At 33.5% G+C, this 7,179-nt stretch carries 3 protein-coding genes and 1 tRNA gene; 2 read left to right on the top strand and 2 right to left on the bottom strand.

What is annotated here, in order from left to right; translation table 11 throughout:
- Position 1 precedes the first annotated feature (1 nt).
- Positions 2-69: transfer RNA gene (locus QZZ53_RS16405), tRNA-Asn, on the top strand.
- A 74-nt stretch (positions 70-143) separates the two neighbouring features.
- Here QZZ53_RS16405 and QZZ53_RS16400 read toward each other — a convergent pair.
- Positions 144-584 (bottom strand): nucleoside deaminase, encoded by a 441-nt coding sequence (locus QZZ53_RS16400; protein WP_296386704.1) that lies wholly within the window; start codon positions 582-584, stop codon positions 144-146.
- A 258-nt stretch (positions 585-842) separates the two neighbouring features.
- On the opposite strand from QZZ53_RS16400, the gene QZZ53_RS16395 reads away from it, so the two are divergent.
- Positions 843-5,894: a T9SS type B sorting domain-containing protein gene (locus QZZ53_RS16395; protein ID WP_296386702.1), complete on the top strand. Its 5,052-nt coding sequence runs from the start codon at positions 843-845 to the stop codon at positions 5,892-5,894.
- 4 nt (positions 5,895-5,898) lie between these two features.
- Here the strand turns inward: QZZ53_RS16395 and QZZ53_RS16390 are convergent, their stop codons facing one another.
- Positions 5,899-6,852, bottom strand: a complete 954-nt coding sequence (locus tag QZZ53_RS16390; RefSeq protein WP_296386700.1) for an NAD-dependent epimerase/dehydratase family protein — start codon at positions 6,850-6,852, stop codon at positions 5,899-5,901.
- Positions 6,853-7,179 lie beyond the last annotated feature (327 nt).

Raw genomic sequence — 7,179 nt, 5'->3', positions numbered from 1 at the left:
CTTTAGCTCAGTTGGTTAGAGCATCTGACTGTTAATCAGAGGGTCCTAAGTTCGAGTCTTAGAAGAGGAGCATACAAAGCCATTACGAAAGTAGTGGCTTTTTTGTGCTTTAATAATTAACAAAAACTGCATAGTTGGTTTAATTAAACACCAATATCTTCATTCCAAAGTTCTGGTCGGTTTTCTATAAAGTCAGTCATCATAGAAATACAAGTTTCATCATTTAATATTATAACTTCAACACCATTGGCTCTTAAATGCTCTTCTGCTCCCATAAACGTTTTGTTTTCGCCAACAATTACTTTAGGAATACCATACAATAAAATAGCTCCAGAACACATTGAGCAAGGGGAAAGAGTAGTATAAATAACAGATGCTTTGTAGACTGATGCTAGTTGTCTACCAGCATTTTCTAACGCATCCATTTCACCATGTAATACAACACTACCATCCTGAACTCTTTTGTTATGACCTTGACCTAATATTTTTTCATCATGTACAAGCACACTCCCAATGGGAATGCCTCCTTCTTGTAGTCCTTTTTTTGCTTCACTGATTGCTATTTTTAAAAATTTATCGTGCATATTAATCCTTTTATAGTATTACTCTTATAATGTAATCATTTCTTTTAGAAATATGTTTTTCATAGTAATATGTTTTTTTATTTTTAAAAAAGTGTACTGCTTAAGTAATGTATATTGACGTATATCCTATATATTAAACCTTTTAAAGTTTAATGAGTCTAAAACTAGGTTATATTATATACATTAGTTTTTAAATTAATATTGGTGTTACGCATTTTTTATTCCATAAGATTTTTAGCCTTTATAGTTATTGTTTTTTTGAGTCAACAGGCCATTGCTCAATTAAGCAAGACGCATTATATTCCACCATTAACAAGTGCAGAATTTGGTAATGCAAACCCAGAAAATCAATATATCTATTTATCTACACCAAGTGCAGCTGATGTTGCCTATACAATTAAACAAATTGGTTTGCCAACAACCAGTGATATTACAGGCTTAGTATCTAATGGAAGTCCACAAGTTATAAATATAGGCACTGGTAATGGTCAATTATTTGTGGCATCTAATCAAACAAGTACAATAACAAGTAAAGGTTATGTTATAGAGGCAGAAGATGTTATTTATGTTTCTGTAAGAATGCAAGCAGGTAATAATGCACAAGCCGGAGCCTTGGTAAGTAAAGGCGCTTCTGCATTAGGACAGGAGTTTAGGGTTGGTAGTTTTACCAATGAGAATCCACAGGATAATTATCTAAATTTTGTGTCTATAATGGCAACAGAAGATAATACTGAAGTTGTTTTTGATAATCTTCCAGCGGGTTTAGTCATAAAAAATTATTCAGGGACAACACCAGTTTCTATTACATTAGATAAGCACGAAAGTTATACTATAGCAACTAATAGTTTAGATACAACTATTAATAGAGATGGGTTAATAGGATGTTTAGTAACTTCTAACAAAGACATTGTGGTCAATTGTGGTTCGGCAAACGGAAGTTTTCATAATGGAAATGGACGAGATTATGGAATCGATCAAATTGTAGGAGCCTCAAAAATTGGAAGTGAATATATTTTTGTAAAAGGAGATGGAACCAATAATTGGGAAAATATCTTAATTGTTGCGCATACAGATAACACAACGGTTAGTATCAACGGATCTGCTCCAATTACTACAATTAATGCAGGTGATTACTATGTCATTGAAGGCAATAATTACAACACTAACGGAAATATGTATGTAGAGACATCAGAAGATGTTTTCGCTTATCAAGGTGTAGGAGCTACAACTTCTGAAGCCAATCAAGGCTTGTTTTTTGTGCCACCTTTGAGTTGTGAGGCACGAGGCAATTTAGATAATATTGCAAATATTGAAAATATAGGTTCTACCAGCTATTCTGGTGGAGTATCCATTGTAACCAAAGTAGGTGCAACGGTTACTATTAATAATACACCAATTGCTGACTTTGGAGCTATTGGACCAAGTGCAGTAACCGGAAACACGGAATACGTGACGTATAAAGTCACAGGCTTAACTGGGAATATTTCGGTACAAAGTAGTGATGAGTTGTATTGTGCCTATTTCAATTTTAATGGAGCTGCCACATCCGGAAGCTTCTATTCTGGCTTTCCTTCTGCACCAGAAATTAATTTTAACACCGAATTTGTAGCTCTTGGAAATTGTATCCCAAATATTACCTTATCTGCTGCCAACACACAAAATTTTGATAGTTTCGAGTGGCTTTTCGATGATGGCTCTGGCAGTGGTTTTGTAGATTTAGGTATAAGTACACCAGATCTAACACCAACAAATCCTGGAACTTATAAACTTGTTGGTATTGTAACTTGTTCTGGTTTGGTGTTAGAATCAGCAGAGGTTCCTGTGAGTATTTGTCCAGATGATATAGATAACGATGGTATTATTGATAATCTTGATATAGATAATGATAATGACGGAATTTTAAATTGCGAAGAATCTAATGGGAATGTTACTCTAGATTTATCATTTTTAAATCAACCACAATTTATATTTGATGATGGTTCTATAGACGATACTTTAGCAACAGGATTATACACACAGACCAGTTCTTCTGGTAATACAAATAGTTTTACAGGAGATAATCAAGGTCGTATTACAAGTACAGTTAATCCTGCAAATACAGCCGAAAACGAGTATAGCATGTCTTTTTCAGAATTAGTAAACGTTAAATTTTCTGAAGACACTTCTACAACACATATGATTACAAATGGGGAATACTTTACTGTAAAAATCACTCCTGTAAATAAAAATGTTACGCTTCAAGATCTAGATAATAGATTACTTGTAGATTCTAATTTTGATGGTGTTTTTGAAACTGGAGTTACGTTAATTTCAGGATCTGAGATTCGTTTTAAAATAAATCCATCTCCTACAGGCACTGCACCTTATGAATTTTTTGCAGATAAGGTTAGCGGGTTTTCAATAGTTCATAATCTTACAAATGTCACAGAATCTTCAACATTTAATGGTATAATTTCATTGAGTTGTTACCAACTCGATACAGATGCAGATGGTATTGAGAATGCACTCGATTTAGATAGTGATAATGATGGCATACCAGATTATATAGAATCATTAGGGAATAATTTTCTCAATTTATCGGGATTTGACACCAATAATGATGGACTAGATGATGTTTATAATAGCAATGCCGTACCAATTGATACTGACGATGACACTATTGCAGATTATCTAGATTTAGATGCTGACAATGATGGCATACATGATTTACATGAATCTGGCCAATTAGGATTATTATCAGATACAGATAGCAATGGAGTCGTTGATGGACCTGTTATGAATTTTGGAGCTAATGGTTGGATTGATGTTGCTGAAACCTCACCAGATAGTGGGTTAATAAGCTATACACTCAATGATTTTGATACCGATTCTAATTTTAGTTATCTCGATTTAGATAGTGATGATGATGGTTGCAGTGATGTTGTTGAAGCCGGATTTTCTGATGCTAACACAGATGATCTTTTAGGAGATATGGTTGCTATAATAAATAGTAATGGATTAGTCGTTAATGCATTTGATGGTTATACTATTCCGAATAGTGATTACTTAGACGCAGCACCAATTACAATACTAACTGAACCAATAGATACTGATGCTTGTGAGGCTTCGGATGCAGTAATTTTTGTGGTTTCGGATACTACTGAAACCTTCCAATGGGAAACAAGTACAGATGGTATTAATTGGCTTCCAATTACTGATGATGCTATTTATAGCGGAACTTTAAGTAATGAATTAACAATTTCAAATACACCATTAACATTTAATGGTAATTTATATCGTGCTAAATTAAACCGAACAGGAAATAGTTGCGATTTTTATTCTGAAGACATTACACTTAACGTTTTTGCATTGCCACAAGTCAATACACCTGTAACTTTAGTACAATGTGATGATGACAACGATGGCTTTAGTGCTTTTAACCTTACTGAAGCGAACACTTTGATTTCTATTAATTCTGCGAATGAGAATTTTTCATATTATCTCACTGAAATTGCAGCGATAAGTGGTGATGAACTTAGCTCAGATTATATTAATGATCCAACCTTATTTGTGAATCAAAATGTAAGTAGTGGTTTAGTTTGGGCTCGTGTGGTTTCACAATTAGGATGTGTTGCCGTTTCCGAAGTTCAGTTACAGGTTTCTACCACTGCAATTCCTTCAACATTTCAACGTACATTTAATAGATGCGATGATTTTTTAGATATTAACGGAAATGATAATACCAATAATGATGACAGTGATGGTATTGCAACTTTCGATTTTAGTAGCGTAACAGCTGAGGTTTTAGCTTTTATACCTGCTGGTCAAAACCCATTACCACCAAGATATTTTAGAAATGAAGCAGATGCTTTGGCTGAGGTTAATGAGATTACAGATATTTCAAATTATAGAAATATAGGTTATCCAAACACGCAACAAATTTATATAAGAGTAGATAGTGCAATCGCTAATGATTGTTTAGGTTTAGGAACTCATATTACATTGACTGTAGAAGAACTACCTGTGGCAAATTCAGTAACTATTGAAGCGCAATGCGATGATGATAACGATGGACTTTTCCCGTTTAATGTTTCTCAGGTTCAATCGGCAGTTTTAAATGGTCAATCTTTAAGTGATGTTAACGTAACTTATTTTAATGAAGCAGGTATGGCTTTACCAAGTCCTTTACCCAATCCATTTGTAACAGGAAATCAAACTATAACAATTCGTGTTACAAATAACGTTACAGCAGATCCTAATGGAGCTTGTTTTGATGAAACAACATTAGAGTTTGAAGTTTATGATTCGCCAATTGCAAATCCTGTCACAATTGCACCAGTTTGTGATAACGACGCTGATGATACTGATGGATTATTTAGTTTCGATACATCTTCTATTCAAAATGATATTTTACAAGGGCAAGTAGGTATGGAAGTCCATTATTTTAATAGTGCTGGCGAGGAATTATCTAGTCCTTTACCAAATCCGTTGGTTTCTGGTACGCAAACAATTACTGCAACTGTTATTAATCCATTAAATGAGAGTTGTGTAGATAGTACAGATTTAGAATTTGTAGTTAACACTTTACCAGATTTTACTGTTGAGACACCTTTAATAGTATGTTCATCAGATCCTACGTTTACTGTGGTATTAGATCCTATAGAAGCAGATTCTAGCGAAAACTTTAGTTACGAATGGGTTTACCAAGATGGAACTCTGCTTTCTATGGCTACAATATTAGAGGTTTCTACACCTGGAACTTATACAGTCACCTTAACTAAAACGGATGGCACAGGTTGTTCAAGATCTAGAAATGTTTTTGTTGATGCTTCTGAATTAGCAACGATAACATTAGATGATATTACAGTTAGGGATTTTTCAGATAACAATACCATTACCATTAACAATACAAATAATAATTTAGGGTTAGGCGAATATGAATTTGCTTTAGATAATGAGTTTAATTATCAAGATGAGCCATTTTTTAGTAATGTAACTCCAGGTTTTCATACGCTTTATGTTAGAGATAAAAATGGTTGTGGTACTGTAAATATTGAAATACCAGTTATAGGTTATCCAAAATATTTTACACCGAATGGAGATGGTGTTAATGATAGATGGCAGCTAAAAGGCATCAGCTCTAATTATCAAGCTAGAAGTATGATTTATATATTTAATCGCTACGGAAAATTGCTTCATCAATTCCAAGCATTAAATGGTGGATGGGATGGTACTTACAATGGATTAAATCTACCAACAAGCGATTATTGGTTTAGAGTGGTACTAGAAGATGGTCGACAGTTCTCTGGGCATTTTACTTTGAAGCGTTAATAGATTAGGACTTGTACTTCTTCTTCAATTGTGTTAACATTTCAACTGTCATAGCTTCTAAATTATAGCTTTCTTGCCAATTCCAGTCTTTACGTGCAACACTATCATCAATAGAAGACGGCCAACTATCTGCAATTGCTTGCCTGAAATCGGGTTTGTAGGTAATTGAAAACTCTGGAAGTTGTTTTTTTATACTTTCAAAAATCTGTTGAGGTGTAAAACTCATGGCTGCTAAATTATATGCTGATCTAATAGTGAGTTGTTCTGAAGGAGCTTCCATTACATCTACAGTAGCTTTAATTGCATCATCCATAAATAGCATTGGTAAGCTTGTGTTTTCAGATAAAAAACATTCGTAAGTTTTATTTTTTATAGCTTCATGATAGATTTCTACAGCATAATCTGTAGTACCTCCTCCAGGCATAGCTTTATGACTTATAATACCTGGATAGCGTATGCTTCTTACATCTACATCATATTTATTATAATAATATTCGCACCAACGCTCACCAACTTGTTTGGTAATACCATAAACCGTTGTTGGTTCGCAAATGGTGTGCTGTGGTGTGTTTTCTCTTGGTGTTGTAGGTCCAAAAACGGCAATACTACTTGGCCAAAATATTTTTTTAATGGTTCCTCCTTTTGCTAAGTTAAGCACATGAAAAAGAGAGTTCATGTTTAAATCCCATGCTTCCATTGGGTATTTTTCACCTGTTGCGCTTAACAAGGCAGCCATTAAATACACAGTGTCAATATTGTGGTTTTTACAACAGTCTTTTATGGCATTGAAGTTTTTAGCATCTATAATTTCGAAAGGACCTGAGTTAACTAAGTCTAACTTCCTGGTATTAATATCGCTAGCAATAACGTTATCTACACCATGAATTTTTCTTAGTTTGGTTGTAAGCTCTGTTCCTATTTGCCCACAAGCACCAATAATTAATATTTTTGAAGACATGCTCTTTTATTAAATTATCCTCAAAAATAGTAAGAATTAAGATGCTTTAATATTAAAATTTATAGAAAAATGATTGTTTTTTTATGAAGTTGATAATCATGTGCTTCAGTTAATCAATACTATTATTATAAATGAATAATCTCATCTGAATAAATTTTAGACATTTTTTAGGAAATAGAAAAAGTGAGGATGAGTTCTTTCAACTATATTTACAGTCAAACAAATTTGGTTCATGAAAATAGGACTCTTCATTTTAAATATATTTTGCTTAATCCTTTTAAGTTGTGGTAACGATAAAGCCATACAAGGAAGCGCAGATACTGAAAC

This window comes from Winogradskyella sp., assembly GCF_016744625.1.
In the GTDB taxonomy this organism is placed as follows: Bacteria; Bacteroidota; Bacteroidia; order Flavobacteriales; family Flavobacteriaceae; genus Winogradskyella.
The sequence above is the reverse complement of the archived record's forward strand: the minus strand, read 5'-3'. Positions and strand labels throughout refer to the sequence as shown.

Excerpts from the sequence above, each read along its gene's own strand:
- QZZ53_RS16400 (WP_296386704.1), bottom strand. The coding sequence starts at position 584 with ATGCACGATAAATTTTTAAAAATAGCAATCAGTGAAGCAAAAAAAGGA.
- QZZ53_RS16390 (WP_296386700.1), bottom strand. The coding sequence starts at position 6,852 with ATGTCTTCAAAAATATTAATTATTGGTGCTTGTGGGCAAATAGGAACA.